The sequence below is a fragment of the Microbacterium resistens genome (genome assembly GCF_031456305.1).
Taxonomy (GTDB): Bacteria; Actinomycetota; Actinomycetes; order Actinomycetales; family Microbacteriaceae; genus Microbacterium; species Microbacterium resistens_A.
The window spans coordinates 132,391-158,952 of record NZ_JAVDUM010000008.1 but is presented as its reverse complement, the minus strand read 5'-3'; the positions used below and the strand labels follow the sequence as shown (position 1 = coordinate 158,952).

Sequence of the window (26,562 nt, the reverse complement as noted above, 5' to 3'; positions counted from 1 at the left end):
AGCGGATGCTGATCGGGGAGGTGTCGGAGCGATCCGGCATCAGTGCGCGGATGCTGCGGCACTATGACCGGATCGGCCTGGTCTCGCCGAGCGACCGGACGCCCTCCGGCTACCGCCGCTACTCGGAGGACGACGTGCGGCGCCTCTTCCACGTGGAGGGGCTCCGCACGCTCGGCCTCGGCCTCAAGGACATCGCGGAGGCGCTGGATGACCTCTCCTTCGCCCCGTCGGCGATGGTCGAGCGGCTCGTCGCACGCACGCGGGAGCGCATCGCGCACGAGGAGGAGCTGCTCGCGCGGCTGACCCGGGTGCAGTCCAGCGGTCCCGCGGCCTGGTCGGACGTGCTGAGGACCATCGGGCTCCTGCGCGGCCTCGACGCGAGCAGCGCATCGGTCCGGCAGCGCACTGCGCTGTCGACGGCGGGGACCGGGGCACAGGATGTCGCCGTGCTCGTCGAGGCCGTGCTCGGCGAGACGGATCCGAACACCGCAGGGGCGCTCCAGTGGGCGATCGCCCGCGCGGGTGCCGCCGCGATCCCCGCCCTGGCCGCGGCGCTGCACTCCCCCGCCCCCGACCGGCGCCATCGGGCCCTCGAGACGCTCGTCAAGATCGATGACCCGCGCGCCGACGAGGCCGTCGCCGAGGCGCACCGACACCCGGATCCGGTGATCGCCGCCCGTGCCGTGCTCGCCCGGGGCCGCGCGGGGAACGCCGACGCGATCACCGCCCTCGTCGCCCTCGTCGCCGAGGGTCGCGACGATGTGGAGGCCGCCGAGGTGCTGGGAGCGCTCGCCGTCGACCACGGTCACGACGCTCCGGCGACCCGAGCGCTCATCGAGGCGCTCGCGACCGCGGAGGCGCCCGCACGATCGCGGCTCGCCGCCGCCCTGGCCGAGATCCCCGGAGCACAGGCACGGGACGCGCTCGTCGGGCTTCTCGACGATGCGGACCGGGGCGTCGCGCTCACGGCCAGGGCCATCCTGCGCGGCCGAGGTGCGGACGAGCCCTCTGCCGTATGACCAACGACCCGCCGGGTTAGCTCAGGCGCTCCGTCGGCCCTCGAGCGCCGTCGTCCCGCTCGTGTCCTGGGCGATGCCGACGATCTCCGCGAGGTCGTCGGCATCGACCTCGCGCGCCAGCGCCTTCGCCAGACCGGAGCGCGTCCGGTACCCGGTCGCCCGCGCGACGTGCGCCATCTGCTCACCGCCGCGGAGACGCGCGATGGCGATGTTGAGCCGTGCCTGCGCACGCCAGCGTCGGAAGGACAGGCCCGTCTCCTCCCGGAAGACCCGCTGCACGTGCCTCTCGCTCACACCGTGCCCGTCCGCGAGCTCGGCGAGCGTCCGGTTCGAGCGCACCGCGGCCCGCGCGAGGCGTGAGATCACGGGGTGGACGGGCGGCGTGAGGACGAAGTAGGACGTGCCGAGGCTCATCAGCGCCCGGTCCAGAGCCGCACGGAGCGGCTCGATCTGCTCGGCGGAATGCGGTGCGACGCCGAGGATCGTCGTCATGATCGCCGTGACCTCGGGCACGACGCCCAGCCTCAGCACCCGGGCGGGGGGAACGGTGCCGTCCGAGAGGAAGGGCCCGAGGACCAGGCTCCCCTGCTCGTACCGCGCGGCATGCGGGACGCCCGCCGCGAGCCAGACCGACTCGTGCGCGCGCAGGGTCATCCGGACGCCGTCGATCGTGACGTGAGCCGTGCCCACCGCGACATGGATCAGATGGGGGACCTCATGCGCATGGGTCGAGTGGCCGAGGAATCGCACCGCGTTCTCGGGCGCGAGGTGCTGCAGCCTCAAAGCCGATTCGTTCACGCCGCCCTCCTGTCGAGCCCTCGTCAATTCGCCGTCGCGCCGTCGTCATGTCGTGCTGGTCACCCCGAGAGGTCGCCTTGGGATCACTTCGACGCCGGATCCAGCTTAGCCTTGCCTTACCTACCTTTCTCCCTCGGCGGTGCCCCGCGCATCGCCCCGTCCTCCGAGGTGTGCATGCGCTCCCGTCTCCTTCCGTCGTCGTTCCTGGCCGTCATCGCGCTGGGCGCGGGGCTCGCCCTCGCCGGCTGCGCCGCCCCCTCGACCGCCGCCCCCGAGCCGAGCTCGACGTCGGCCGCCGCCGAGACCCGCACCGTCACGACCGACCTGGGCGCGGTGACCATCCCGACGAAGCCGAAGAAGGTCGTGCTGCTGAACTACGCGCTGGCCGGCTACCTGTACGACCTGGACGTCCCGGTCGCCGCGATGATCCCGGAGGCGACCAACGTCGAGCCGGTCTTCTCCGACTTCTGGTCGAAGGACGCGGAGAAGGTGGGGACCACGTTCCTCCCGTGGAGCTCCGAGGGCTTCGACCTGGAGGGGATCCTGGCGCTCGAGCCGGACCTCATCATCGCCGGCGGACTCGGATTCCCGCTCATGCAGGCAACGCAGGCGTACGACCAGCTCTCGGCGATCGCGCCGACCGTTGTGGTGTCCGGAAAGCTCACGAGCTGGCAGCAGCAGTACGAGTTCCTCGCGAAGGACGTCTTCGACCGTCCCGCAGTCTATGAGGATGCCCTCACCGCCTACGACGAGAGGGTCTCCGAGGTGCGCGACTCGATCGCCGTCCCCGCCGGGGAGTCGGTATTCCTCAGCTTCACCGCCGACCAGCGCCCCTTCGTGCTCATCGAGGACCGCGGCCTGCCCGCGATGTTCGCCGACCTCGGCTTCCGCCCCGCTCCCCTGTTCGCGAGCGGGCAGTACCAGCCCTACACCGCCGGCGGCGACTCGTTCGAGCTCTCCACGGAGCAGGCCGGCCAGGTCCTCACCCAGGAGTCGCTGTTCGTCTTCGGGTTCAACGCCGAGACGGTCGACCTCGCCACGCTGAAGGTGAACCCCGTCTACGCAGCCCTCCCCTCGTTCCAGAAGGATCAGGCCTACCAGTTCCCGTACTGGTCGCAGCGCGCCGACTACGACGAGTCGATGAAGGTCCTCGACCTCGTCCAGAAGCAGTTCGCGAAGTAGCTCGCGAAGTAAGGCACGCACGCACGCATGAGCTCTCGCCGCTTCACGGCCCATCCCCTGGTCCTGCGCCGTCTCACCGTCATCCGGACCGCCGAGGTCACCCCGCGCATGCGCCGGGTGACTCTCGGCGGGGAACAGCTCGGAGGATTCCAGGAGAACGGGCTCGCCCATCCTCCGTTCGCGAGCCCGATGTTCGACGACCACGTCAAACTGCTGTTCTCCTCCGAGGGGCCGATCGAGCAGGTCCTGCCGATCCAGCTCGCGCACGGCATCGAGTGGCCTGCGGCCCCGACGAGGGCGGGCCGGGACTACACCCCGCGACGGGTGGCCGAGGATGAGCTCGACCTCGACTTCGTGCTGCATGCGGCGACGCACGAGGCCGGCCCCGCCGAGGCCTGGGCGCGGACCGCATGCGCCGGCGACGAGCTCTGGATCGTGGGCCCGAAGTCCTCCGCACAGCTGCCGGAGGATGCCGACCGCACCGTCCTCATCGGCGACGAGACCGCGCTTCCCGCGATCGGACGCTTCTTCGAGGAGCGTCCGATCGCGGGACCCGTCCACGCCGTCATCACGATCGCGGATCCGTCCGCGCGGCAGACGCTCGCCGTCCGCGAGGAGGACGACGTCCGCTGGGTGATCGCCGCACCGGGCGATGCCGTCGCCCTCGACGGCGCGGTCCGCGGGCTCGATCCCGCCGCCTTCGCCGGGACGCCGTACGTGTGGGCGGCTGCCGAGTCGCGCGCGCTCCTGCCCGTGCGGCGATGGCTCGCTCAGGAGCACGGCGTCCCGCGGTCGCACACCGACGTGACCGGCTACTGGCACACGCGCCCCGCCGCTCCTGCGGCGGATGCCTCGGGCGCACCGGCTGCTCCGGCGGAACGTCCGATCGAGACGCCCGTCGCCTGGTTCGCCGTCCGTGCCGCGCTCCGCCTCGGCCTGTTCGAGGCGATCGAGAGCCGGGGAACACGGATCGATGATCTGGAGCGGCGCATCGGAATCGCTCCTGGCACCGCCGCGCCCCTGATCGGCGTCCTCGCCGGGCGGGGACTCCTCGACGCGCACGACGGCACGGTCCGGATCGCGGAGAGCGGCTTGGAGCTCCTCGCCGACGAGCACCTGCGCGAGGGGTTCGACGGGTTCGAGGCGGAGCAGATCCTCGCTCTCGACGCGCTCGCACCCGCGCTCCGCAGCGGCACCGCGGCCTGGGCCGTCGCACACGGACGCACCCTCGCCGCCGAGGCGGAGGAGCGCGCCGAGCTCCGCGAGGAGCTGGTCGAGCACGCGGCGGGCCTCGCCTACCTCATGCCCGCGCTGCTGGCGCTCCGACCCTGGCCGGACAACGCCTCGCTCGCCGTCCAGGGCCCCGGCTCATCCGTCGTCCTCGATGCCCTGCGCCCCGAGGCCGCCGCCCGGGGATGGACCTTCGCCCCGGACCACGCCGAGGTCGCCGTGCAGGTGCACGCCCTCGCGCACCTGACCGATGCCGAGGCGCGCTCCGCGCTCCGCGCCCTCGTCGGCTCCGCATCCATGCTCGCCCTGATCGAGTCGACGCGGGCGGACGCGCTGAACCCGCACGCGGCGGAGGAGGCTCTGATCCGACTGGGGACCACCGGGTCCGGCCCTCGCTCCGCCGCCCGCGTCACAGCGCTCGCGAACGAGGCCGGCTGGACGCCGGGCGCCGTGCACGAGCTCGGCTGGGGCGTGTCCTGCGTCGTCGTCCACGCGCGGGAGGACAAGACCGAGACCGAGACCGAGACCGAGACCGAGACCGAGACCGTCGAACGGTGACCGTCCGCGCCCTGTCACGACGGGAGCCGGATGCGGCACGCCGCCGCACGACTCCCCGCCAGGCCGTCCTCCGCGGCGGCGGGCTCGTCGTGGCGCTCGCGGTGCTGGGGGCGGCCTGCCTCGCGAGCATCGCCGTCGGCTCCGCCCTCCTTCCCCCGGACGTCGTGCTGCGCGCCCTCACCGCTCCGGACGGCTCCCTCTCCCAGATCACGGTGACCGAGGTCAGGGTCCCGCGGACGCTCCTCGGGATCGCCGTGGGCGCCGCCCTCGGCGTCGCCGGCGCCCTGATGCAGGCGCTGACCCGCAATCCGCTCGCCGACCCCGGCCTTCTCGGCGTGAACGGCGGCGCGGCGTTCGCGGTCTCGGCCGGGGTCGTGCTCTTCGGCCTCGTCCACATCTCCGACTACCTCTGGTGGGCCTTCGGCGGCGCGGTCATCGCCTGTCTCCTCGTCTACGCGATCGCGGCGCGGGCCAGGGGCGGCGCGACGCCGGTGCGGCTCACGCTCGTGGGCATGGCGCTGAGCGCGGTGTTCCTCGGGATGTCGACGATGCTCACCCTGATCGATCCCCGGACCTTCGATCGCATGCGCTTCTGGGGCGTGGGCTCGATCACCGACCGCCCCGCGGGGACCCTCGCGACGATCGCCCCGTTCGTCGTCGCCGGCGTCGTGCTCGCCCTCCTCTGCACCCGCGCCCTGAACGCGCTCGCACTCGGCGACGAGGTCGCGCGCTCCGTGGGCGTGCGGATCGGGCTGACGCGGCTGACCGGGTTCGTCTCGATCGTGCTGCTCTGCGGCGCAGCGACCGCCGCCGCCGGCCCGATCGCCTTCATCGGACTCATGATCCCGCACGCGGTCCGCCGTCTGACGGGTCCTGACCAGCGCTGGATCGTGCCCTACGCTCTCGTGCTCGCCCCGGCGCTCGTCCTCCTCTCCGACACGATCGGGCGCCTGATCGTCTGGCCCGCCGAGCTCCAGCTCGGCGTCGTCACGGCGCTCGTCGGCGGGCCCGTCCTCATCGCGCTCGTGCGCACCTCGACGAGGACCACCTGGTGAGCGCGTCCGTCCTCGTCCTCAGAGCGGGCGGCCTGAGCATCCGCATCCGGCGCCGCTCGCTGCTCGTCGCGGCGGCGCTGGTGGCGGTCCTGCTCGCGGCTCTCGTCGCTGCCCTCACCCTCGGCCCGAGCGGCATCGAGCCCGCGTCGATCCTCCACGCGCTCACCCCCGAGGCCTCGGCGGGCGAGCGTCTCGTGTTCGAGTGGCGCGCCTCGCGTGCGCTGGCCGCGATGCTCTTCGGCGCCTGCCTCGCGGTCGGGGGCGCGATCTTCCAGACCCTCACACGCAATCCGCTCGGGAGCCCCGACATCATCGGCCTCGGGGCCGGCTCGTACGCCGGAGTCGTGGCGGTGATCATGATCGGCGGCACCGGGTTCCTCGCCACCGCCGCCGGCGCCGTCGCCGGCGGCCTCCTCGCGGCCGTGCTCGTCTACGTCCTCGCCTTCAAGCGGGGCATGCACGGGTTCCGCCTCATCATCGTGGGGATCGCGATCGGCGCGATGCTCCGTGCGGCGACGTCCTGGTTCAGCGTCAAGGCCGACCTCGACGCGGCGCTCCGGGCCGCCATCTGGGATGCGGGCACCCTCAACGGCATGCGCTGGCCGACACTGGCCGCCGCGGGCCTCGCGGCGCTGCTGGTCGCCCTCGTCCTCCCCGCGGTCGCCCGGAGGCTTGCCCCCTTCACCCTCGGAGACGAGGCGGCGGCCTCCGTCGGGCTCAGGGTGGAGCCGTCGAAGGTGCTGCTCGTGCTCGCCGGCGTCGCGCTCACCGCTCTCGTCACCGCCGTGACCGGGCCGATCAGCTTCATCGCGCTGGCCGCCCCGCAGATCGCGCGCCGTCTCACCGGCGGGACATCCGGGGTGGGCCTGACCGTCTCGGCGCTCGTCGGCGCCGTGCTGCTGGCCGGCGCCGACCTCCTCGCCCAGTACCTGATCCCCGGGGTCAAGCTCCCGGTGGGCGCGGTGACCGTCGTCATCGGCGGCTCCTACCTGGTCTGGCTCCTGATCCGAGAGGGACGACGAACATGACCACGAACATGAGGATGCGGATGACATCGCGGAGCGGTGCGGGCGCGGGCGGCCCCGCGATCAGCCTCACCGCTGAGGGGCTGACGGCCGGGTACGGACGCACGCCCGTCCTGGACGGCCTCGACGCCCGTATCCCCGCGGGATCGTTCACCGCGATCATCGGCCCCAACGCCTGTGGCAAGTCCACGCTGCTGCGTGCCCTCTCCCGACTCCTGCCCGCCCGCTCCGGACGCGTCCTCCTCGGAGACTCCGACATCCGCGGGCTCTCCAGCCGTGAGCTCGCCCGGCGGGTCGCCCTGCTCCCCCAGTCCCCGATCACCCCCGAGGGGATCACGGTGGGAGACCTCGTCGGGCGCGGACGCTTCGCCCACCAGGGCGTCCTGCGCCAGTGGTCAAGCCAGGACGAGCGCGCGGTCGCCGCCGCCCTCGCGGCCGCCGGCGTGACGGACCTCGCCGAGAGACAGGTCGACGAGCTCTCCGGCGGCCAGCGACAGCGCGCCTGGATCGCCCTCACCCTCGCCCAGGAGACGGACGTCCTGCTGCTCGACGAGCCGACGACCTTCCTCGACATCGCGCATCAGGTCGAGGTGCTCGAGCTCGCCGTCCGTCTGCACGAGGAGGGCCGCACGGTCGTGGCGGTGCTGCACGAGCTCGCGATGGCCGCCCGCTATGCCACCCATCTCATCGCCATGCGGGACGGACGGATCATCGCCCAGGGAGAGCCGCGCGACGTCGTCACGGAGCAGCTCCTCCGGGACGTGTTCGATCTCGATGCGCGGGTCATCCCCGATCCGGACACGGGGACGCCGGTGGTGCTCCCCCGCGCCGTCCGCCGCACCCGGGAGCTTCCTTCGAGCTAACACCCCTCCGCCAGCCTCTACCACCCCGAAACGAACGAAACGAACAGTTTCGTGACATTTTGTGGGATTCGGCGCTAGGGTGAGGACACAATTCGGGGCATGCCTCCGTGCCCGACGTCGAAGGAGATGTGGGATGTCTGATCCGTTCACCTGGTCCCTGTCCCGACGTCGACTCCTCCAGGCCGCGCTCGTCGGCGGGGCAGCAACCTGGCTCGTCGGCCAGCAGGCCTGGCCCGCCGCCGCGGCCGGAGACGACTTCGAGACCGTCATGTCCCGCTGGACGATCCTGACCACGGGCAGCTCGATCGACCCGTCCGACCCCGACTACGCCTCGGGGATCGCACAGCTCGACTCGCTCTCGACCGGGTACATGTCGACCTATCAGGCCACGGGGACCGAGCTCTGGAGCGATCTTCCGCTCACCGACACCACCCCGACCGCGAACATCTCCGGCTGCGCCGTTCGCCTGAACACGATCGCGATGGCCGTTGTGACTCCCGGGACGAGCCTGTACGGCTCCGCCACCGCCACCTCTCTCGTCATGGACGGCATCCACCGGCTCTGCACGGGCGCCTACTCGCCGGCCAAGACCCGGCGCACCAACTGGTGGGACTGGACCATCGGCACCCCGCAGGCGCTGACCAGCGCGGCGGTCTACCTCCGGTCATCCCTCCCCGCATCGATCCTCGCCGAGCTGCGCGCGAGCGTGGTGAAGTTCGCCGATCCGCTGAGCGTGCCCACCGGCGCCAACTACACCGACGAGGCCCGCATCCAGGTCAAGCTGGGCGCGCTCGACGGGGACGCCACCCGGATCACGCAGGCGCTGAGCTTCCTCGGCGCGAACCTGGCCTATCGCACCGACGGCACCGGGGTCAACGAGTCCCGCGACGGACTCCATCCGGACGGGTCCTACATCCAGCACGGCTCCCTCGCCTACACCGGCACCTACGGGCAGGTGTTCCTCAAGGGCGTGGCGCAGCTGGCCGCCCTCACCGTGGGGACGGCATGGGCGGTGACCGACCCGAACATGGAAAACATGTTCGTCACGGCCGAGAACGGCTTCGTGCCGATGGTCTGGAACGGGCTGATGCTCGACTCCGTGCGCGGGCGGGCGATCAGCCGCGAGACCGAGACCGACGCCCAGGACGGGCTGGCGACGGCCTTCGCCCTGACGATCCTCGCCCAGGGAGACCCGGACGCCGCCCGCGCGGCGTTCTTCCGGCGTGCGGCCAAGGGGATGCTCACGCGGCAGACGGCCGCGCCCTACCGGGACAACCTCGATCTCGCGGGCCTCGCGACCATGAAGCCCCTGCTGAGCGACACCGCGATCGTCGCCGAGCCCGAGCCTGTGGCCCACCACCACTTCCCGGACATGGCGCGTTCGGTCCATCGCCGGAGCGGCTGGGCGGCGTCCTTCTCCCTGTCGAGCGACCGCATCGCCTACTACGAGTCGATCAACGGCGAGAACAAGCGCGGCTGGCACACGGGCGAGGGGATGGTGCAGATCTACCTCGACAACGACAACAGCCAGTTCACCGACAACTTCTGGAACACCACCGATCCCGCCAAGCTGCCCGGCGTCACGGTGAGCCTCAAGACCATCGCCGAGAGCTTCGGCAACTCCACCCGTCCCGATGCGACGTGGGTCGGCGGCAGTGTGCTGGACGGGCTGTACGGCGCGGTGGGCATGCAGCTCAAGTCGCTCGGGACCTCGCTGACCGCATACAAGTCGTGGTTCTGCTTCGACGACGCGATCGTCTGCCTGGGCTCGGGGATCACGGCTCCGGCCTCCACCGGCGCCTGGGTGAACACGATCGTCGAGAACCGCAAGCTCGCCGACCCGTCCGCCACCCTGCTCATCGACGGCACCCCGCAGATCCCCGCACTGGGGAACGGCGCGGCGTTCACCGGGAAGTGGGCGCATCTCGCGGGCGTCGGCGGCTACCTGATGCTCGACAGCGGCGCCTTCAAGGCCTATCGGATCAACCGCAGCGGCTCCTGGTCGGGGGTGAACACCGGCGGCAGCACGACGACGGTGACCAAGCCGTATCTGCAGATCTTCCGCGACCACAGCTCCGGGCCGACCAACGCGACCTACGCGCACGCCGTCCTGCCCTCGGCGACGTCCTCCGCGACGTCGGCGCTGTCGGCGAGCAAGCCGTTCACCGTCGTGCAGAACACCACGACCGCGCACGCGGTGACCGACAGCCGCTCCGCGATCACGATGGCGAACTTCTACGCGGCCGGGACCGCAGGATCGCTCACGGCGAGCGCGCCCTGCTCGGTCGTCGTGCAGGAGACCGCGACGGGACTCCGTGTCGCGCTCTCGGATCCCTCGCGCGCCTCGACCTCCGTCACCCTGACCATCACCGGACGGAGCTACTCGGGCGCCCAGCCGGCCGACGGCGTCACCGTTCTGTCGACGAGCAGCCCGGTCCAGCTCCAGTTCGACACGAACGGCCTCCGCGGCGGAAGCCGTCAGATCACCCTGACCCTCTAGCCCACCGCTCCGGCAGTTCGGCCTTCGCGCTGCTGTTCGGCGCTCCGGCAGTCCGGCCTTTGCGCTGCCGTTCCCTGTCACGCTGCTGTTCTTGGCGGTTGCGCTGTCGATTCCTGTTCACGCGCCGCAAATCTGCGCAGCGGATGCAGGAATGAGCAGCGCGGACTGAAGCCCCGCTCTCGGTTCGCGCTGCTGCTCTCTTCGCGCTGCTGCGCTCTTCGCGCTGCTGTTTCCTGTCGCGGATGGGATCGCGCGGCAGAATCCTGCACGCGCGCCTCAGATCTGCGCAGCGCGGGCGGGGTTATGCAGCGCGGGCAGGGGACGGGCAAGCACCTCAGGGGCGGAGCACAGAGGTGTGCAGGGTCAGGGGGTCGAGGCGCGCAGGCGGAGCGTCGGGAGCAGCGCCTGGTGCTGGATCGTCTCCGCCTCGGTCCCGTTCTCGCGCTCGGCCATCCTGGCGGCGAGCAGGTGCACGGCCCGGCGTCCGACCTCCCGTTTGGGCGGGGCGACGGCACTCAGCGGAATCGCCCCGAACTCGGCGATCTCATCGTCGTAGGCGATGATCGCGAGCTCCCCCGGAATGTCCAGCCCCTCATCGATCAGGGCGGTCAGGAGCTCCAGGGCGCTCTCGTCGTTCTGCACGATCAAGCCGTCCAGGCTCCCTTCGCGGACCGCTCCCGTGATCCGGCGGACGTTCGACGCGAACGCCTCAAGGTCCATGAACTGACCGGCCGCGGGGAGGACCGGGAACGGCGCCTGGAGCCCGAGCTCGTCGAGGCCCGCGAGATAGCCCTCGTGATAGCGGGCTCCCGGTGCGGTGTTCCGGGCGAGCATCGCCACGCGCCGCCGCCCGCTCTCGACCAGGTGGCGGAGCGCCTCGGCGACACCGTGCGCATGGTCGGCGTAGACGGCGTCGTATCGGGCCAGCGGGTTCCCGGGGGCCATCCGACGTTCGAGCACGACCGCCGGAAGTCCGGATGCGGCGAGCCGCTGCCACGCTTCCTCCTGGAACCGCCCGGTCTCGAACGCGGGAGCCAGCAGCATCCCGTCCACCTCGGAGTCCAGCATCCGCTGCACCTGGACGGCGTCATCGGCCGGCTCGTACTCGCCGAGCGTGAGCATGAGCCGCATCCCGAGGCCGGACGCCGCCTCCCTCGCCCCGCGGATGATCTCACCGAAGTAGTAGTCCCGCACCGGGACGAGCATGCCGATCAGGACGCCGTCCTCCGCAGCCGTCCGCTCGTCGGGGCCGAGCCACACCGCCGCACCGTGCCGCCGTCCGAGCTGGCCCGCCTCGACCATCAGGTCGAGGTCCCGCCGGACGGTGACGACGTGCACGTCGAGCTGCTCCGCCAGAGCACGCACCGAGACCGCTCCGTGCTCGCGCACCAGATCGATCAGACGCTGCTGACGCGACCGCACATGAGCGCGCATCGGCCCTCCTTCTTTTCAGCAGGCTATCGGAAACGTGCAAGAAGAACAGAAGCCCTCCGGCCCCGGATCGCTGGCGCTAGCATCGGAACGCGCCGCAGCGGCGAAGGCGAGGAGGCCGGAGATGGATCGGTTCGACACGATCGTGGTCGGTGCGGGGGTCTCTGGCCTGACCGCTGCGCGGCTCCTGATGCGGGCCGGCCGACGCGTCGTCGTGCTCGAGGCTCGCGATCGCGTGGGCGGACGGGTCTGGACGGAGCGGGTCGACGGTCACGTCACCGACCTCGGCGCCTCGTGGATCCACGGGATCGCGGACAGTCCGGTCGCCGCCGCGGCCGAGGCCTTCGGCATGCGGATGAGGGAGTTCACCGTCGGCGGCTATCAGCCGGACAGCCGGCCGATCGCCTACTACGGACCCGACGGGGATCGACTCACGGATGCCGCGGCCCGGAGCTTCGCCTCCGACGTCCATTCGCTGGACGCCACGCTCCTCGGCGTCGTCGCGGCGTCCGCCCCCGACGCCTCCTACCTCGACGTGACGGAGACGGCGCTCGCCGCGCAGGACTGGGACGACGAGCGTCGGGAGCGGGTCCGCGAGTATCTCCGGCATCGATCGGAGGAGCAGTACGGGGCGTGGATCGCGGACCTTGCCGCGCACGGCCTCGACGACGACTCGATCGACGGCGACGAGGTGGTCTTCCCCGACGGCTACGACCGTCTGCCGGTCCGGCTCGCGGACGGACTCGACGTCCGCCTCGGACACGTGGTCTCGCACGTCCGCTGGGGGCGGGACGGCGTGGCCGTCACCACGGACCTCGGAACGCTGACGGCGGACACCGCGATCGTCACGGTCCCGGTGGGCGTGCTCCGTTCCCCCGACCTCGTCATCGATCCACCGCTCCCCGAGCCTGTCGCGGGGGCATTGGGCCGCCTCACGATGAACGCCTTCGAGAAGGTCTTCCTGCGGTTCCCGACTCGTTTCTGGGACGACGGGGTCTACGCGATCCGGCAGCAGGGACCCGAGGGACGCTGGTGGCATTCCTGGTACGACCTCACTCCCCTGCACGGGACCCCGACGCTGCTGACGTTCGCCGCAGGACCGGCCGCCGCGGGCACTCGCGGATGGGACGAGAGCCGGGTGGCCGAATCCGTCATGGTCCAGCTGCGGCGCCTCTACGGCGACCGCGCCGAACGGCCGACGCACGTCCGCGTCACGGCGTGGCAGGACGACCCGTTCGCCCGCGGCGCCTACGCGTACATGACGGTGGGCTCGACGACGGCCGATCACGATCTCCTGGCGACACCGATCGGCGGGGTCCTGCACATCGCCGGCGAGGCGACCTGGACCGATGACCCCGCGACCGTCACGGCCGCGCTCTGCTCAGGGCACCGTGCGGCGGAGAACGTCCTGGGCCGCCCGATCCGCATTGAGGAGGCGTGGAGCGACCGCTGAGCGGCGATGACCGATCGACGCCCGACGGCAGGACGCGGCGCCGGGGTTCTCCGGCTCTTCCCCGCTCGTCGCACGCCGCGGCGGGTTCCGCCGACGGCGGGGGCCGGTGACACGGACCGCCACGATGGCCAGCACGGCGGGGATGAGCAGGCGGGTGACGGCTCCGGTCCCAATCGCCACCGGCGGAGCCCTGCGCACGGGCGTCGCCGAGGAGCACCGCGGCCACCCCGGCGCCGCAGAGCACGAACCCGGCCAGCGTCACCCCGGTGAGAGGCTCCCCGAACAGCACTGCCCCGGCCCCGGCCGTGGCCGGGGCGACCAGGAAGAGAAGGGCGTTGAGCGCCGTGATCCCCACACGACGCAGCAGCCACCAGTAGAGGCCGTAGGCGGACAGGGTCGGAAACACGGCGGCCAGGACGGCGGCGAGCCAGAACGACGCGGATGCCGGGGGAAGGAGGGTCCCGGTCGACGCGGCGATGACGACGAGGACGATCGCGGCGACACCGACATGGACGGTCAGCGTCAGGAGCACCCCCGGCGCCGAGGCCGAGCGCCGCTGGATGAATGTGCCGACGATCAGGCACGCCATCGCGAGGGCCGGCAGCAGATACGCCGCGGGAGGGGCGCCCGAGCCGTCGAGCTGCGAGCGGACGACGAGGAGGACGCCCGCCGCCCCGACGACGAGTCCCGCCCACTGGATCCCCCTCACCCGGAGGCCCAGCAGCGGGCCGACGAGGATCGCCACCACGAGCGGCTGGACGGCGTCGATCAACGCGGTCGTCCCCGTCGCGACGCCCGCGGCGATGGCGGCATAGACGGATGCGCAGTAGCCGAACTGCGCGAACAGCCCGACGGCCGCCTGGCGGCGCAGGACCGCCCCTGCGACCCCACGGCCGGCACCGGTGACCAGGACAAGGGCCAGGAGCACGACCGCCAGGGGCACGAATCGCCAGACGAGCAGCGTCAGCGGTGAGACGTCGACGGTGGCGATCGCGGCGATGATGAACCCGGAGCTCCAGGTGGCGACGAACGCCGCCGCGGCGAGGACCGTCACGACGCCATGGAGTACACCGATCTGTTTACTCATGAGATTGACTATACAGACTGGTATAGTCAATCTGTGACCGTCTCCATCCCCGAGCTCACCCCCCTGACCCCCGGCGCCCGCCGGGTCCTCGACGCCGCCTCCCTCCTCTTCTACGAACGCGGGATCCACGCCGTCGGAGTGGACACCATCGCCGAGGCCGCCGGCGTGACGAAGAAGACCCTGTACGACCGATTCGGCTCGAAGGAGTCGCTCGTGGTGTCGTACCTGCAGCACAGGGACCTGCTGTGGCGCGAGCACGTCGCAGCCCATCTGGCCCTCGCGCCGGAGCCGGGCGTCGAGCGGGTGCTGGCGATCTTCGACGCGGCGATCACCTGGTCCGACGAATACAGCCCCAAGGGGTGCAGCGCGATCAACGCCCGAGCGGAGATCGGCGACGGGCACGACGGCCACCCGGTCTTCCCGGAGGTCTCGCGCCAGAAGGCCTGGCTGCTCGAGGTCTTCGACGACCTGTGCCGCGGGGCGGGCGTGGACGCCCCGGAGGCGATGGCCCGGGCCATGATGCTGCTCTACGAGGGGGCGATCGTCACGGTCGGCATGGAGACCTTCGCCCAGCCGTTCGAGGTCGCCCGGGACATCGCCCGCCACCTGCTCGTCGAGGCCCTCCCGTCAATCCCGGAGCCTCCCTCCGCCGTTGACATTCGATGACGAAACCGACTCGGGTCACGTCTCCGAGTGGACGGACGGACAGGCGTTCCCGGCACTGCCCTCCCCGGCCCCCTCTGCGCTCCTGAGACGGCGGGCTCAGGTGAGGTGGTCGAACTCGCCGGAGACCCAGCCGATGTAGCGCTCGGCGGACCTCTCGATCGCAGACCGCCCGTCATCGATGACCTGCGACCCGAGATTCCCGTAGATCCTCCGGAAGCGCAGCGACAGGGCGGCGTCCGCGACCCTCCGCACGACCGCGGCCGAGAGGGGGATGTGGTTCGGGAACGAGCGCATGAACGACACGCTGCGGCCGTCGGGCTTCGGCTGGATGGTGTCCCCTGCCAGCAGGGAGCCCTCGCCGTCGCTCCCCGCCTCCCATACCGCGACGGCCGCGCCGGGGAAGTGACCGCCGAGCGTGTGCAGGGCGATGCCGGGGACGACCTCCCTCGACCCCGACCAGCGTTGGACCCGACGATCGTCCCGCGCCAGGAACGCGTCGTCGGCCGAGTGCACCAGGACGACGGCGTCGAGCGCCTCGGCCCACGAGACCTGGGCGCCGTACATGTGCGGATGGCTCGCGACGACGGCGGCCACCCCTCCCGCCTTCCGCAGCACATCGACGGCGTGGTCCGTGACCAGCCCGACCGGATCCCAGAGGAGCCCTGGGCCGCCATCCTTCGCGGGCGCATAGATCGACCTCTGCCCGATTCCGAGCGCCGGACGGACGATGAGAGCCAGACCACCCGCCTCGAGCGGGGAGACCTCGATCGAGGAGGTCTCGCGAAGATGCTCGAGCGTCGTCCACCGCTGCCCGTCGCCGGGCACCCACTGCCGCTCGTCCGCACAGATCGCGCAGACCTCGGGCAGCGGCTGGGCGTGCTCCACCGCGCACGTCTCGCAGAGCATGATGGGCATGATCGACACTCCTTCTCGACGTCGAGCGCTCAGGTCGGCGCCCCGTACGACTCGACGTCACCGCCGATGTGCCAACGCTACTGCGAGCGCATTCTCCGCGCCCCGCCCCCTTCGCCCGTTCTCTTCGCCCTTCAGCCGACCGCGTCGAGGCTCAGCCCGTAGAACACCCGCGGAGCGCCGTCGAGGGTGATGGTCACACTCGACCCGGTGACCGTCAGCGCCGTGGTCCGCCCGATCGCGTCGACCTGATGTGCGCTCGCCCCGAGCACGGGAACCGTGAGGGAGGTCTTGGTCGGCCACGGATCGATCCAGACCTCGGGGGCCGCGAACCACCAGCCGGACGGGTCGTGGTCCGCGTTCAGCACGTAGCCGTCGGCGCGGTTCCAGAGCACGGCGGCAGGGCCATCCGGCGTGTCGAACAGGAGCCCCCTGTTCTGCGGATCGTCGAACGCGGCCCAGCCGAGGAAGCTCGCCTGGTCGAAGACCTTCGCAGCCGTCGCATAGGCGAGCAGGGACGGCTTCGCGCTCACGTCGCGGTTCATCAGCCCGTAGTGGTACTCGACGTTCTCGGGATCCGCCACCTGCGGCTGCCCCAGCACGCTGTCGTGGAACTGGTACCAGCACACGTTGCGGACGCCCTCGGCCTTCGCGAGCGCCAGGGTCAGGAACACGTTCTCCGCGGCATGCCGGGAGGTGTCGTTCCACCATCCGTTCGGACGTGTGCAGGCGTACGCCTCGGTGAGCCAGATCTCCTTCTCGCCGTGCACCGCCATGAGCTCCTTCAGCTGCCGCAGCCCGCCCAGGAAGTTCCAGTAGTCGCCGGTAGGGCCGGCGTCCCCTCCCCCGGTCGTCGGGATGTGATCCGGGGTGACGTTGCCCCGCCCCGGGTGGTAGGCGAAGCCGTCGATGAGGTCCCAGCCTCCGGCGGCGATGAAGTTCTCCACCCACGGCCTGTCCATCCCCGCCAGACCGTTGTTGAGGATCTTCGGCGCTGCGGGCAGCGTCGCGGCGTAGTCCACGACGGGACGCAGCGCCTTGTCGATGTAGGCCTGGGCGGCAAGGCCGGTGTTGAAGGGCCGGTTCAGCTCGTTGCCCACCTCGAAGTACTCGGCGCCGGCGGCGACCGCCGTGGTCGTCGCGTTCGCCGCCCACGTCGCGGCATCCGCGGCACTCGCGTCCAGCGACGGCTGGAGCTCGATGTTGTGGTGCATGCCGCGGGCGTCGAACGCCGAGGGCGGCAGGCCGGGACCGCCGTCATAGGCGATCCTGACCCGCTCGATGCCGACGCGCTGCCAGAGGTCCAGGAGCGCTGCGGCCGACGGCACCTGCAGCCAGGGATAGTTCGCGATCCCGAACATGCTGCCCCCGCCCGCCGTGTAGGTCTGCGGCGCCAGCACCGCGAGCGTCGTCCTCGCGAACGCCTCGTCGGCGCCGGCCACCGCGGAGACCTCGGCCAGCGCGATGCCCTCCGCCGGTGACGGCATCGAGAAGGTGTGCTCCGTCGTCCCGTTCGCGGGAACCGTCACCGTCGTCGAATCGGTCGCGAGCATCGCGCCGTCGTAGTCGCGCACCCACCACGAGAGGGTCACGCTGCGCGCGCTCGACCCGCCGTTGGCCACGAGGGCTGCGACCGAGATCGTCTCGCCCGCACCGCCCCAGATGTTGAAGTCCTTGTCCGTCCAGATCTCGAGGCCGAGGGCTCGGCTCATGCCGATGGCCGCGGTCGCGCTCGGCCTCGTGGCGCTGAAGAAGAAGTCGGCGGTGCTCCGATAGCTCCCATCGGCCTGCTGCACGCCGGGCGAGTGGATCCAGGTGGAGTTCGTCCAGGCCTGCCGCGATCGTTCGAGCAGGTACATGCCGTGGAGCGGTCCCCAGGTGGAGACGTGGGCGATGCCCGCCGTGTCCTCGTACGGGATCCCGCCGCCCGCATCGCGCACCCACTCCGTCACCGGGACGAAGCGGTCGGCCTCCGTCGGCGAGGCGATCGCGCGACTGAACAGGAACCCGTCCGGGACGAGGGTCGACGGGCCGCTGACGTGCCACTCGAGGTGTGCCCGGTTGGTCGAGACGGTGAAGAGCCCGAAGACGGTCGTCGAGCCGAGCGCCGGGGGAAGCGCGTAGTCCATGCGGATGGCGGCCGTCCCGTCCGGCAGCGTGACGAGGGAGGGCGTTCCGCCCGTGGTCACCTGGATGCCCGCCGCCGTGTCCTTGACCTGGAACCTCGAGCCCTGCGATCGGGTGACACCGTCGGCGTCACGGATGGCGATGCGCCCGCCGACGCTGGCGAGGATGCTGATGCCTCCGGCGCTGAGCGTGACGTCGCCGGCTGCCGCGGTCGCGGTCACGGGACTCGGGTCCGCGACGAGGATCACCCCCGCCGCCAGTGTGGCGCCGAGGAAGCCGCGGCGGGAGAGCAGGGGTCGGTCGGTCGGCTGAGACGTCATCGTCCTCGTTCCGTTCCCCGATCCGGGATCGTCCCGCATCGGATCGTCAAGGATCTGCTAATAGGCATTAGCAGAGTGAGCGATCTCCACACTCCCGCGGCCGGTCGACGCCTGTCAAGAAGGTTGCGAAAGTTGATGTTACGCATTATCGTCATCAGCACGGCCTGCAAATAGGCATTATCAGCAGTCGATGGGAACCGGGATGTCACCGAAGACACGCAATGTGACGCAGCGCGAGATCGCGAAGATCGCGGGCGTCAGCCAGACCACCGTCTCGATGGTGCTGAACGACCGCGACGGGTCGAACGTCCGTATCCCGGAGGCCACCCGCGAGCGGGTCAGGCAGGCGATCGAGCAGTCCACGTACGTCGCCGACCCCGCCGCACGCCGGCTCGCCGGCCTGGACAACAAGATCATCGGCGTCTTCACCTACGAGCCGGCCCTCTCCCCCGAGAGCATGGACTTCTACGGCCCGCTCCTCAACGGCCTGGAACGTGCCGCCGAGCAGATCGGCTGCGATCTCCTGTTCTTCACCAGCTCCCCCGTCGAGAACGGCAGCAGGAGCCTCTTCCATCGGAACACCCGCCTGCGCCTCGCCGACGGCTGCATCCTCCTCGGCCAGCACATGGACGGGGGCGACCTCACGCGTCTCGTCGACGAGGGCTTCCCGTTCGTGGCCGTCGGACGCCGGGACGAGACCGATGCCCACGTGCCGTACGTCGGGATCGACTATGCGACCCTGACGACGGAGCTCGTGGACGCGGCGACCGCCCTCGGCCACACCGACGCGATCTATCTGCACCACGACCGCGAGAGCCCCACCGCCAACGACCGTCGTGCGGCCCTCCAGGCAGCTCACGAGCGGGGCGATCTCCGCTTCACGCACGTCAGCGTCGACACGACCGACCTCGCCGAGCTGCCCTCGGTCATCGCCGGGGCAGGCGCGAGCATCGTGTTCGCCCAGGACGCGTTCATCGCCGAGGACGCGGCGGGCGCTCTGGCCTCCGCCGGCATCGCCGTCCCCGCTCAGGTCTCGATCACCGCGCTCGGCGACGTCAGCGGCCACCGCATCGAGGGCGTCGCGCTCTCCGGCTTCCACACTCCGCGTCTGCAGGTCGCGGCCGACGCCCTCGGCCTCCTCCAGCGGCTCGTCACAACCCCGTCGGACGACTGGGCCGACCTCGACACCCAGCGCCTCCTCGCCGGCCGGGTCGAGATCGGCGACACCCTGACGTCATCCGCGGGCATCCGATGAGGCGCCTCACGACCGACGTCGCGGTCATCGGCGGCGGCGTCGGCGGCGTCGCCGCGGCCCTGGGCGCGCTGCGCTCCGGCAAGCGGGTCGTCCTCAGCGAGGAGCACGACTGGCTCGGCGGCCAGCTCACCTCCCAGGCGGTCCCGCCGGACGAGCACATCTGGGTGGAGCAGTTCGGCATCACCGCCGGCTATCGCGAGCTGCGCGACGGCATCCGCGCCTACTACCGCGACTTCTATCCGCTGACGGAGGACGCACGGCGCGACCCTCACCTCAACCCGGGACTGGGCCGGGTGAGCAGGCTCTGCCACGAGCCCCGCGTCGCCCTGGCCGTCATCACGCAGATGCTCGCACCGCACATCGCCAGCGGCCGTCTGGTCGTCCTCCAGCCCCATGCCCCCGTCTCGGCGGAGGTCCACGACGACGTCGTCACCGCCGTCACCCTCGCCCACACGCGGACGCACGAGCAGGTCGTCGTCTCCGCGCCTCTGGTGCTGGACGCCACGGAGACGGGCGAGCTGCTGCCGCTCACCGGGACGGAGTACATCATCGGCACCGAGGCGCACGCGCGCACCGGGGAGCCGAGCGCAGCCGAGGTCGCCGACCCCGCCAACGTGCAGTCGATCGCCTGGTGCTTCGTCTTCGACCACGTCGATGGCGATCACACGATCGACCGCCCGGACGACTACGACCACTGGCGCCGCGTGCAGCCGGACTTCTGGGGCGATGCGATGCTGTCGTTCACCGCACCGAACCCGAGGACCCTCGTCCCGGAGACGCGGACGCTCGACGTCAACCCCGACCTCGACGCGCTGCACGCCCCCGAGGACCCGCGGCTCGACGCCGGCGACACCGACCTCTGGCGGTTCCGCCGCATCGCGGCGCGCCAGAACTTCACCCCGGGTGCGTACGAGAGCGACGTCGTGGTGGCCAACTGGCCGCAGCTCGACTACCTGGGCGGCAGCATCATCGACGTCGACGAGGAGACCCGCGCCACGCACCTCGCCGCGGCGAAGGCGCAGTCCCGCGCCTACTTCTACTGGCTCCAGACCGAGGCGCCCCGCCCCGACGGCGGCAGAGGATGGCCGGGACTCCGCCTCCGCGGCGACCTCGTCGGCACCGATGACGGCTTCGCCCAGGCGCCCTACATCCGGGAGTCGCGGCGGATCGTCGCCAGGACCACGGTGGTCGAACAGGACGTGTCGGTCGCGGTCCGCGGGCACGGACGGCCCGCCGTCTTCCCGGACTCGGTCGGGGTGGGCATGTACCGCATCGACCTGCACCCGTCCACGGGCGGCGACAACTACATCGACGTCGAGTGCGCGCCGTTCGAGATCCCGCTCGGTGCGCTCATCCCGGTGCGGACGAAGAACCTCCTGCCCGCGGCGAAGAACATCGGCACGACGCACATCACCAACGGGGCGTACCGCCTGCACCCCGTCGAATGGAACATCGGCGAGTCGGCGGGCGTCCTCGCGGCGTTCTGCATCGACCACGCCGTCCGCCCGGGAGACGTGCTCCCGGACCCGGAGCTGCTCAAGCGGCTCCAGACCCGCCTCATCGAGGCGGGGATCGAAATCCACTGGCCCGACATCGTCGGCTACTGAGGGAAGACAGCGACATGAACACAGCAAAGAAGCTGGCCAGCGCGGCAGCGCTCGCGACGACCGCGATGCTCGTCATCGCCGGATGCAGCGCATCACCGGGAACGAGCGGGCCGACCACGGCCTCCGCCGGCAGCGTCGATCTCCGCATGACCGTGTGGACGTCCAACGAGAGCCAGCTCGCCCTGCTCGGCTCGATCGCGGACGCCTACAAGGCCGATCACCCCGAGATCGGCTCGATCACCTACGACAGCCTCCCTTTCGCCGACTACAACACCACCCTCACGACGCAGATCGCCGGCGGCAACTCCCCGGACCTGGCCTGGATGGGCGATCTCTCGAAGGACCTCATCGCCTCCGACGCCTTGGTCCCGCTCACCGATGCGCTCGAAACGACCGACGGATGGAAGTACGACGATCTGCTGGGCAGCGTGACGGCCGAGTTCACGAAGGACGGGAAGCTCTACGCCTACCCCTTCTCCAACTCCCCCTTCGCCGTCTACGTGAACAAGACCCTGCTCGCTCAGGCGGGCCAGAGCATCGACGGATCGGCGCTCACCTGGGATCGGGTGTCCGAGATCGGATCGGCGGTGAACGCCGCGACCGGCAAGGGCGGCTTCGTCGTCCGCGACTTCGACTTCGCGTCCTGGAACACGCTCGCGACGATCTGGACCGGCTGGGGCGCCTCCGCCTGGAGCAAGGACGGCAAGACCTGCGAGTTCGACAGCCCGGAGATGACCAAGGCGTTCGAGTTCATCCACGACGCCGTCTACGTCGACGCCTCGATGCCCGGTCCCGGCGTCACCGCCGACTTCTTCGCCGGCGACGCCGCCTTCACGATCGCCCAGGTCTCCCGGGCATCGCTCCTGGACGGATCCTTCGAGTACGACGTCCTCCCCCTGCCCACCGGTCCGGTCGGCGCGTACTCCGTCCTCGGCCAGGCCGGTGTCGGGGTCCTCCAGTCGAGCGCGCACGTGCAGGAGTCGACCGATTTCCTCGCCTTCCTCACGAACCCCGAGAACGCGGCGCGCCTGGCGGAGTTCTTCCCGCAGCCGCGCGAGTCGCTCCTGACGGGCGAGAAGCTGGCCGCCAACAACACGAAGCTCACCGCCGACCAGCTCCAGCGGGTCGTCGTCGATCAGCTCCCGAACGCCGTGACCCTGCCGAACCACACGAGCCCCGCCGAGATCGCCCAGAAGGCGAAGACCGCGCTCGATGCGATGTGGACGCCGGGGGCCGACGTCTCCGCCGTCCTCGGCAGCGTGTGCACGGCGATCGATCCCCTCCTCGCGAAGTGACGGGCCGGACAATGACGACGGAAGGGGCGGGACGGAGCCGCCCCTTCTGGACGATGGGCCGGCGAGACGCGCTCACCGGATACCTCTTCGTCACCCCGCAGGTGCTCGGCGTCCTCGTCTTCGTCCTCGTCCCGGTCGGGCTCGCGATCTACTACAGCCTCAACGAGTGGAACATCTTCACCGGGCGGCTCACCTTCGTCGGGGGCGAGAACTACGCCGCCCTCGCGAGCGATCCGCAGCTGCCGAGCGTGCTCGGCGCGACCGCGCTCTTCTCGATCGGCGTGGTCGTGCTGAACATCGCCCTCGGGCTGGGTCTCGCCGTGCTCCTGAACCGCAAGTTCCGCGGCGTGACCTTCTTCCGGACCCTGTTCTTCTCGCCGGTCGTCGTCTCGGTCGTCGCCTGGACACTCGTGTGGGGGTTCCTGCTGCAGGACAACGGCGCCATCAACGGCCTGCTCGCGCAGTTCGGGATCACCGGGCCCAACTGGCTCCTGGAGGGGCCGACGGCGATGGCCGTCGTCATCGTCACCCAGGTGATCCGCAGCGTCGGCGTGAACATGGTGCTCTTCCTCTCCGCCCTGCAGGGCGTGCCCTCCGAGCTCTACGAGGCGGCCCGCATCGACGGCGCGACGAACGCGACCATCTTCCGCAGGATCACCCTGCCGCTCATCTCCCCCACGCTGATGCTGACGGCGATCATCACGATCGTCGGCGCGCTGCAGGCGTTCGCACAGATCGCCGTGCTGACCGGCGGCGGACCCGGTCTGTCCACGACCGTGCTCGTCTACTACGTGTTCCAGCAGGCCTTCAGCTTCAACAACATCGGCTACGGCTCGACCCTCGCGCTGATGCTCCTGACGTTCGTGATGCTGCTCACGGTCCTCCAATGGCAGCTCCGCAGAAAGTGGGTCTTCTATGAGGACTGAGACTCGCCGCCCGCAGCGCAGTGCCGGCCGGATCGTCCGCCGGGTCGTCCTGTACGTCGCCCTCGCGGTGATGGCCCTCCCGTTCGTGGTGCCGACGGTGTGGATGATCGCCTCGTCGTTCAAGCCGCTGAACGAGATCCTGGCGTCCCCGCCCACCCTCTTCACCGCCTCGCCCACCTGGGCCGCGTACGCCGAGGCCTTCGCGTTCCAGCCCTTCGCCCGGCAGTACGCCAACAGCGTCTACATCGCCGTCGTCGTCACCCTCATCGTGATGCTCGTGTCGAGCCTCGCCGGCTACGCCTTCGCTCGGATCCGCTTCCGCGGGCAGAATCTGCTGTTCCTCGTCACGCTCATCGGCCTGCTGGTCCCCGGCGAGGTGACGATCGTCCCGCTCTTCCAGATGTTCACCCAGGTCGGGATGATCAACACCCACTGGCCGCTGATCCTCGTGACCGCGTTCGCGGCGCCCTGCGTGCTCGCGACGTTCATCATGCGGCAGTTCTTCATCGCCCTGCCTCCGGAGCTCGAGGAGGCGGCCCGGCTCGACGGGCTCGGCCGGGTCGCCATCTGGTGGCGGATCAGCCTGCCGCTCGCGAAGCCGGCTCTCTCGGCCGTCGCGATCCTGACCTTCCTCGCCTCCTGGAACCTCTACCTCGAGCCGACCGTCTACATCACCTCGCCCGAGCTGTTCACCCTTCCGCAGGCGCTCACGAGGTACACCGACGCCTACGGCGGGGAGATGTGGAACACGCAGCTCGCCGCGGCGACCATGACCGTCATCCCGGTGCTCGTGGTGTTCCTGATCGCGCAGAGGCAGTTCGTCGAGGGGCTCGCGCACTCCGGCCTGAAGGGCTGACCGGCTGATCCGTCGGCCCGGGGAACCGCACCTCAACCTGCTCACAGTGCACTCTTAGGTTAGAAGTGCAAAACTGCACGGTATGGATGAGAGTGCAGATTCGTTGCGTGAGCAGCGCAAGCGGGAGACCCGGCGCGCGCTGACCGATGCCGCGCGCCGCCTGACCGCCGAGCGCGGCTTCACCGGGTTCACGGTGGAGGAGGTGTGCACCGAGGTCGGGGTCTCCCGGCGCACGTTCTTCAACTACTTCGAGAGCAAGGAGAACGCGGTCTTCGGGTTCGCGGTCCTCGACCCGCGTCAGCGGGCGCTCGACGAGGAGTTCGTCGCCCAGGGGCCCGACGTCGACCTCGTCGACGCCTTCGTGTCGAGGGTCATCCGCGGCTGGGAGCTGTTCGACCCTCTCGCGGACGCCTCCGAGATGTTCGCGGTCGTCGAGCGGGAGCCCCGGCTGCTCAAGGCCGCATTCGCGATCCTCGCCGAGAACGAGCGCCGCGACGTCGACCTGATCCTGCGCCGTCAGGGGGATGACGACAGGCTGCGCGCCGAGGTCGTCGTCCACAGCGTCGGCGCCCTCGTCCGCATGTCCGTCGACCAGCTGCTGCACCACCAGTCCGCCCTGACCTTCCGCGAGCTCGTCACGCAACGCCTCGAGATCGCACGATCCACGTTCGCCCCCACCGAGAAAGCCGACTGATGTCCGCCACCGCCGTCAAGGACGCGCCGTTCCTGCTCACCAAGCGCCGCATCTGGATCATCTTCAGCGCGCTGATCGCCGGCATGCTGCTCTCCAGCCTCGATCAGACGATCGTCTCCACCGCCATGCCGACCATCGTCGGCCAGCTCGGCGGCGTCGACCATCAGGTCTGGATCACCACCGCCTATCTCCTGGCGACGACGATCGTCATGCCCATCTACGGCAAGTTCGGCGACGTCCTCGGCCGCCGGACGCTCTTCCTCATCGCGATCGCCCTGTTCACCCTGGCCTCCGTCGGCTGCGCCCTGGCCACCGACTTCTGGATGTTCGTCGTCTTCCGCGCCCTGCAGGGTCTGGGCGGCGGCGGCCTGATGATCCTGTCGCAGGCGATCATCGCCGACATCGTCCCCGCCAACGAGCGCGGCAAGTACATGGGCCCGCTGGGCGCCGTGTTCGGCCTCTCCGCCGTGGCAGGCCCCCTCCTCGGCGGCTTCTTCGTCGACCACCTCACCTGGCAGTGGGCGTTCTACATCAACATCCCGGTCGGCATCGCGGCGTTCATCATCGCGCTCGTCGCCCTCCAGCTCCCCAGCAAGAAGGCGGAGAAGCCGATCGACGTCCTCGGCGTCGTCTTCCTCTCCCTCGCGACCACCTGCCTCATCTTCTTCACCGACTTCGGCGGGGACGCGGAGTTCGGCTGGAGCTCGCCGGCCACCTGGGCCTGGGGTGCGGGGCTCGTCCTCGCCGCCACCGCCTTCGTGATCACGGAGTCGCGCGTCCAGGACCCGATCATCCCGCTGAGCCTGTTCCGCAACCCGATCTTCATCAACGCCACCGCCATCGGGCTGGTGCTCGGCATCGGCATGTTCGCCGCGATCGGGTTCGTCCCGACCTTCCTGCAGATGTCGTCCGGAACATCGGCCGCGGCCTCCGGCCTGCTGATGATCCCGATGATGGTGGGCCTCATGGGCACCTCGATCTTCTCGGGCATCGCGATCTCCAAGACCGGGAGGTACAAGGCCTACCCGATCCTCGGCACGATCATCACCGGCGTCGCGATGGTCGCGATGACGACGCTCTCCGCCAGCACGCCGATCTGGCTGATCTGTGTCTTCCTGTTCGTCTTCGGCTCCGGCCTCGGCCTCATCATGCAGGTCGTCGTCCTGGTCGTGCAGAACGCCGTCCCCGCGAACGAGATCGGCACGGCGACCAGCACGAACAACTACTTCCGCGAGGTGGGGGCGTCGCTCGGCACCGCCGTGTTCGGGACGATCTTCACGACGCGCCTGACCGAGAACCTGCGCGGCGTGTTCGCCTCCGCCGGAGCGTCAGCCGATACCGCGTCTCAGGCGGCGTCCTCGATCGATCCCGCGACGCTCGGCTCCCTCCCCGACGAGGTGCGCGACGGCATCGTCACCGCGTACGCCGATGCGCTGGCCCCGGTGTTCTGGTACCTCGTGCCGTTCATCGTCATCGCGCTGATCCTCTCGCTCTTCCTCCGGCAGATCCCGCTCTCCGACCAGGCGGGCCTCGTGGCCCGCGGCGAGGCGATCAGCGGTGAGGAGGCCGAGCGCCTCGAGGCGGAGCAGCGCGGCACGGGCCATGCCGGCACCGGCGGCGTCGATGCGGCGGCTCCTGCCGCCACGACCGACACCGGGGGCGTGACCACCCGAGGCTGAGGACGTTCTCGCGACACGCGGACC

Annotated in this window: 21 protein-coding genes; 16 read left to right on the top strand and 5 right to left on the bottom strand. The window is 70.6% G+C overall.

Annotated elements, in window-relative coordinates; all coding sequences use genetic code 11:
• Positions 1-5 precede the first annotated feature (5 nt).
• Entirely contained in the window at positions 6-1,019 is a 1,014-nt protein-coding gene (locus J2Y69_RS10445) for a MerR family DNA-binding transcriptional regulator (RefSeq protein ID WP_310020341.1), read from the top strand.
• Positions 1,020-1,040: 21 nt separating this feature from the next.
• Here J2Y69_RS10445 and J2Y69_RS10440 read toward each other — a convergent pair whose 3' ends face one another.
• A complete protein-coding gene (locus J2Y69_RS10440) occupies positions 1,041-1,817 on the bottom strand; it encodes a helix-turn-helix transcriptional regulator (protein WP_310020339.1) in 777 nt (258 codons plus the stop codon).
• 174 nt (positions 1,818-1,991) lie between these two features.
• On the opposite strand from J2Y69_RS10440, the gene J2Y69_RS10435 reads away from it, so the two are divergent.
• The 6 genes from J2Y69_RS10435 to J2Y69_RS10410 all read left to right on the top strand — a co-directional run bounded on the left by J2Y69_RS10435 (position 1,992) and on the right by J2Y69_RS10410 (position 10,230).
• Positions 1,992-2,999, top strand: coding sequence for an ABC transporter substrate-binding protein (locus J2Y69_RS10435; protein ID WP_310020337.1), 1,008 nt, complete (start codon positions 1,992-1,994; stop codon positions 2,997-2,999).
• 27 nt (positions 3,000-3,026) lie between these two features.
• A complete protein-coding gene (locus J2Y69_RS10430) occupies positions 3,027-4,787 on the top strand; it encodes a siderophore-interacting protein (protein ID WP_310020335.1) in 1,761 nt (586 codons plus the stop codon).
• Complete coding sequence (locus J2Y69_RS10425) at positions 4,784-5,842, top strand: FecCD family ABC transporter permease (RefSeq protein ID WP_310020333.1); 1,059 nt, start codon at positions 4,784-4,786, stop codon at positions 5,840-5,842. The genes J2Y69_RS10430 and J2Y69_RS10425 overlap by 4 nt, the downstream gene beginning before the upstream one ends.
• On the top strand, positions 5,839-6,870 hold the full coding sequence (locus tag J2Y69_RS10420; protein ID WP_310020331.1) for a FecCD family ABC transporter permease: 1,032 nt from the start codon (positions 5,839-5,841) through the stop codon (positions 6,868-6,870). The genes J2Y69_RS10425 and J2Y69_RS10420 overlap by 4 nt, the downstream gene beginning before the upstream one ends.
• A 20-nt stretch (positions 6,871-6,890) precedes the next feature.
• Entirely contained in the window at positions 6,891-7,730 is an 840-nt protein-coding gene (locus J2Y69_RS10415) for an ABC transporter ATP-binding protein (RefSeq protein WP_396653080.1), read from the top strand.
• 133 nt (positions 7,731-7,863) lie between these two features.
• Positions 7,864-10,230: a polysaccharide lyase 8 family protein gene (locus J2Y69_RS10410; RefSeq protein ID WP_310020329.1), complete on the top strand. Its 2,367-nt coding sequence runs from the start codon at positions 7,864-7,866 to the stop codon at positions 10,228-10,230.
• A 363-nt stretch (positions 10,231-10,593) separates the two neighbouring features.
• Here J2Y69_RS10410 and J2Y69_RS10405 read toward each other — a convergent pair whose 3' ends face one another.
• Complete coding sequence (locus tag J2Y69_RS10405; RefSeq protein WP_310020327.1) at positions 10,594-11,664, bottom strand: substrate-binding domain-containing protein; 1,071 nt, start codon at positions 11,662-11,664, stop codon at positions 10,594-10,596.
• 121 nt (positions 11,665-11,785) lie between these two features.
• Between J2Y69_RS10405 and J2Y69_RS10400 the strand changes: the two genes are divergently transcribed.
• Positions 11,786-13,114, top strand: a complete 1,329-nt coding sequence (locus J2Y69_RS10400; RefSeq protein ID WP_310020325.1) for a flavin monoamine oxidase family protein — start codon at positions 11,786-11,788, stop codon at positions 13,112-13,114.
• Here J2Y69_RS10400 and J2Y69_RS10395 read toward each other — a convergent pair.
• Positions 13,026-14,201 (bottom strand): DMT family transporter, encoded by a 1,176-nt coding sequence (locus J2Y69_RS10395; protein ID WP_310020323.1) that lies wholly within the window; start codon positions 14,199-14,201, stop codon positions 13,026-13,028. The genes J2Y69_RS10400 and J2Y69_RS10395 overlap by 89 nt on opposite strands.
• Positions 14,202-14,234: 33 nt before the next feature.
• On the opposite strand from J2Y69_RS10395, the gene J2Y69_RS10390 reads away from it, so the two are divergent.
• Positions 14,235-14,867 carry a TetR/AcrR family transcriptional regulator gene (locus J2Y69_RS10390; RefSeq protein ID WP_310020321.1) on the top strand — a complete coding sequence of 211 codons (633 nt, stop codon included), beginning with the start codon at positions 14,235-14,237 and terminating at the stop codon, positions 14,865-14,867.
• A gap of 96 nt (positions 14,868-14,963) precedes the next feature.
• Here the strand turns inward: J2Y69_RS10390 and J2Y69_RS10385 are convergent, their stop codons facing one another.
• Entirely contained in the window at positions 14,964-15,782 is an 819-nt protein-coding gene (locus tag J2Y69_RS10385) for an MBL fold metallo-hydrolase (RefSeq protein ID WP_310020319.1), read from the bottom strand.
• A gap of 131 nt (positions 15,783-15,913) precedes the next feature.
• Positions 15,914-18,226 (bottom strand): hypothetical protein, encoded by a 2,313-nt coding sequence (locus J2Y69_RS10380; RefSeq protein ID WP_310020317.1) that lies wholly within the window; start codon positions 18,224-18,226, stop codon positions 15,914-15,916.
• A gap of 202 nt (positions 18,227-18,428) precedes the next feature.
• Between J2Y69_RS10380 and J2Y69_RS10375 the strand changes: the two genes are divergently transcribed.
• The 7 genes from J2Y69_RS10375 (at position 18,429) to J2Y69_RS10345 (ending at position 26,538) form a co-directional block, all read left to right on the top strand.
• Positions 18,429-19,481, top strand: a complete 1,053-nt coding sequence (locus J2Y69_RS10375; protein ID WP_310020315.1) for a LacI family DNA-binding transcriptional regulator — start codon at positions 18,429-18,431, stop codon at positions 19,479-19,481.
• Positions 19,478-21,088: an FAD-dependent oxidoreductase gene (locus tag J2Y69_RS10370; protein WP_310020313.1), complete on the top strand. Its 1,611-nt coding sequence runs from the start codon at positions 19,478-19,480 to the stop codon at positions 21,086-21,088. The genes J2Y69_RS10375 and J2Y69_RS10370 overlap by 4 nt, the downstream gene beginning before the upstream one ends.
• 14 nt (positions 21,089-21,102) lie before the next feature.
• Positions 21,103-22,383, top strand: coding sequence for an ABC transporter substrate-binding protein (locus tag J2Y69_RS10365; RefSeq protein ID WP_310020311.1), 1,281 nt, complete (start codon positions 21,103-21,105; stop codon positions 22,381-22,383).
• A gap of 11 nt (positions 22,384-22,394) precedes the next feature.
• Positions 22,395-23,309: a carbohydrate ABC transporter permease gene (locus J2Y69_RS10360; RefSeq protein WP_310020309.1), complete on the top strand. Its 915-nt coding sequence runs from the start codon at positions 22,395-22,397 to the stop codon at positions 23,307-23,309.
• Entirely contained in the window at positions 23,299-24,165 is an 867-nt protein-coding gene (locus J2Y69_RS10355) for a carbohydrate ABC transporter permease (protein ID WP_310020307.1), read from the top strand. Before J2Y69_RS10360 ends, J2Y69_RS10355 begins: the two co-directional genes overlap by 11 nt.
• Before the next feature lie 82 nt (positions 24,166-24,247).
• Positions 24,248-24,859 (top strand): TetR/AcrR family transcriptional regulator, encoded by a 612-nt coding sequence (locus J2Y69_RS10350; RefSeq protein WP_310020305.1) that lies wholly within the window; start codon positions 24,248-24,250, stop codon positions 24,857-24,859.
• On the top strand, positions 24,859-26,538 hold the full coding sequence (locus J2Y69_RS10345; RefSeq protein WP_310020304.1) for an MDR family MFS transporter: 1,680 nt from the start codon (positions 24,859-24,861) through the stop codon (positions 26,536-26,538). The genes J2Y69_RS10350 and J2Y69_RS10345 overlap by 1 nt, the downstream gene beginning before the upstream one ends.
• The last annotated feature ends 24 nt before the right edge of the window (positions 26,539-26,562 follow it).

Excerpts from the sequence above, each read along its gene's own strand:
- J2Y69_RS10445 (WP_310020341.1), top strand. The coding sequence starts at position 6 with ATGCTGATCGGGGAGGTGTCGGAGCGATCCGGCATCAGTGCGCGGATG.
- J2Y69_RS10435 (WP_310020337.1), top strand. The coding sequence starts at position 1,992 with ATGCGCTCCCGTCTCCTTCCGTCGTCGTTCCTGGCCGTCATCGCGCTG.
- J2Y69_RS10430 (WP_310020335.1), top strand. The coding sequence starts at position 3,027 with ATGAGCTCTCGCCGCTTCACGGCCCATCCCCTGGTCCTGCGCCGTCTC.
- J2Y69_RS10415 (WP_396653080.1), top strand. The coding sequence starts at position 6,891 with ATGACATCGCGGAGCGGTGCGGGCGCGGGCGGCCCCGCGATCAGCCTC.
- J2Y69_RS10410 (WP_310020329.1), top strand. The coding sequence starts at position 7,864 with ATGTCTGATCCGTTCACCTGGTCCCTGTCCCGACGTCGACTCCTCCAG.
- J2Y69_RS10405 (WP_310020327.1), bottom strand. The coding sequence starts at position 11,664 with ATGCGCGCTCATGTGCGGTCGCGTCAGCAGCGTCTGATCGATCTGGTG.
- J2Y69_RS10400 (WP_310020325.1), top strand. The coding sequence starts at position 11,786 with ATGGATCGGTTCGACACGATCGTGGTCGGTGCGGGGGTCTCTGGCCTG.
- J2Y69_RS10395 (WP_310020323.1), bottom strand. The coding sequence starts at position 14,201 with ATGAGTAAACAGATCGGTGTACTCCATGGCGTCGTGACGGTCCTCGCC.
- J2Y69_RS10385 (WP_310020319.1), bottom strand. The coding sequence starts at position 15,782 with ATGCCCATCATGCTCTGCGAGACGTGCGCGGTGGAGCACGCCCAGCCG.
- J2Y69_RS10380 (WP_310020317.1), bottom strand. The coding sequence starts at position 18,226 with ATGACGTCTCAGCCGACCGACCGACCCCTGCTCTCCCGCCGCGGCTTC.
- J2Y69_RS10375 (WP_310020315.1), top strand. The coding sequence starts at position 18,429 with ATGTCACCGAAGACACGCAATGTGACGCAGCGCGAGATCGCGAAGATC.
- J2Y69_RS10370 (WP_310020313.1), top strand. The coding sequence starts at position 19,478 with ATGAGGCGCCTCACGACCGACGTCGCGGTCATCGGCGGCGGCGTCGGC.
- J2Y69_RS10365 (WP_310020311.1), top strand. The coding sequence starts at position 21,103 with ATGAACACAGCAAAGAAGCTGGCCAGCGCGGCAGCGCTCGCGACGACC.
- J2Y69_RS10360 (WP_310020309.1), top strand. The coding sequence starts at position 22,395 with ATGACGACGGAAGGGGCGGGACGGAGCCGCCCCTTCTGGACGATGGGC.
- J2Y69_RS10355 (WP_310020307.1), top strand. The coding sequence starts at position 23,299 with ATGAGGACTGAGACTCGCCGCCCGCAGCGCAGTGCCGGCCGGATCGTC.
- J2Y69_RS10350 (WP_310020305.1), top strand. The coding sequence starts at position 24,248 with ATGGATGAGAGTGCAGATTCGTTGCGTGAGCAGCGCAAGCGGGAGACC.
- J2Y69_RS10345 (WP_310020304.1), top strand. The coding sequence starts at position 24,859 with ATGTCCGCCACCGCCGTCAAGGACGCGCCGTTCCTGCTCACCAAGCGC.